The sequence below is a fragment of the Clostridia bacterium genome (assembly GCA_034926675.1).
In the GTDB taxonomy this organism is placed as follows: Bacteria; Bacillota; DTU025; order DTU025; family DTU025; genus JAYFQW01.
The window spans coordinates 1-1,503 of sequence record JAYFQW010000058.1 but is presented as its reverse complement, the minus strand read 5'-3'; the positions used below and the strand labels follow the sequence as shown (position 1 = coordinate 1,503).

1 protein-coding gene is annotated in these 1,503 nt (G+C 58.3%); it reads right to left on the bottom strand.

From position 1 onward, the window contains the following. On the bottom strand, positions 1-792 hold a 792-nt coding region (locus VB144_12560), incomplete at its 3' end, for an SIR2 family protein (GenBank protein MEA4884460.1). Between the last annotated feature and the right edge of the window lie 711 nt (positions 793-1,503).

The window sequence follows — 1,503 nt, the reverse complement described above, 5'->3', positions numbered from 1 at the left end:
CAACGCCGGTTTTCGTGATAGCTTTAATTCGGTGAACTGCTGCCCAACTCGCATACCGAGTTCTTGCTCCCCGGGCAGGCCTTGCTCAAGATCGAGACCACTTAGTTCGCCCCATTCAAGTACGAAGTCTTCAGCCGATAATTCAACGGGAACCAATCCCCACCGTATTAAGTCCGTGCGGGTTGCCGGCGAAATGGTCCGAGATACGTAAAAGCTCGGGGCGGGGTGAGTCGGTCGACGGCGAGAGATCACGGCTTCGATATCAGGCTCATCGCGCATCCGGGCCCCGAGGATGACGAATGGAGCGTTGCCGTATGAATCACGAAAGTTCACTGGCCACGCCGCCGAGGTGGCGGCGGAGTCAGCGTATTCCCGAAGCGAAAACACGAGCCTTCGCGGAGCGGCCTGGTCTACCACGCCATGCAGATGGACTACATTGAGTTTGCGGCTATGGCGGTACTCATCGTCCCAGTTGAGGGTCTGGAGCGGTCGCATTGTCTCGGTCGCTACTGAGCTATAGGCTGATTCAAATGTATCATCCACATTAAGAGTCCATACTGTGGCCCAAGGACTCCGTGCATAGTACTCCATCCAATAGGGTGCCTTCACATTCCAGAATCTTCGCCTTAGCCAGGCGTAAACTGCAGTCTCCCCGGCGGCTTCGACGGCCCTGTCATAGACGCGCCAGAGCAGGTCCTGTTCTTCAGCGACCACTCGGAATTTGTCGCACAGCTGCTCTATGAGCTGTCTGCTTCCAGGCAGCTTGCCATCTGATGGAGAGATCGAGTCCATGCTCGCGCCCGCGCCGAGCAAGAGTTGGTATTCGCTATTGCGCACGGCCCGCCTGAGCGCCAGTCGCTGTTCCTCAGAGAGGTCAATAGGGTGAGTTGGTTGCACGCGACAAGCATGACATACCCGTGACGAGGCTTCCATCGGTGCGGCACCTTCTGACTGTCGCTGCCGGTCGTGGGGTCGTTGCTAGGTTCTCGGAGCACTATCTGATGGTTGGAATCGGCCCGGCGAACCCGCATCTAGGTAGAAAGGTGTCGACGACAGAAGGAAGACTCCCGGTCGCGACGGGAAACTATTGATCGAGGCGAACCTGGCCGTTTGTGGACTGGCTGTCGACGACACTGGCCGGGATTCGCAGTGATTGATGATGAGGCGAGCTTGCAGCTGATGGCGACGAACTGGTCGAGCCTTCGAAACGGGCAGGCGCCCAGGTGCTCAACAAGTCCGGCATGGCATCGAGAGCACCCATTGCGCCGCGTTGGAATGCTGCACAGCTGCGTGTCGTCGATACGGGTGATTGTCGCGCTCATGGCGCGGTCGCGGTCAGCACGATGCCAAGCTCTGAGTTTGTTTGAGGCTGGGTAAGACCTGTTTCACCATCGTGAGGGTAGGGAGGCTTGAGTAGTGAGTGGCTTCGGTTGGCGGTATGCGAGTGATTTCGCAGCGGTGTCTGTCGGCGGTGGTCGTACCGATCGCTCCCGTTCCCGAGTC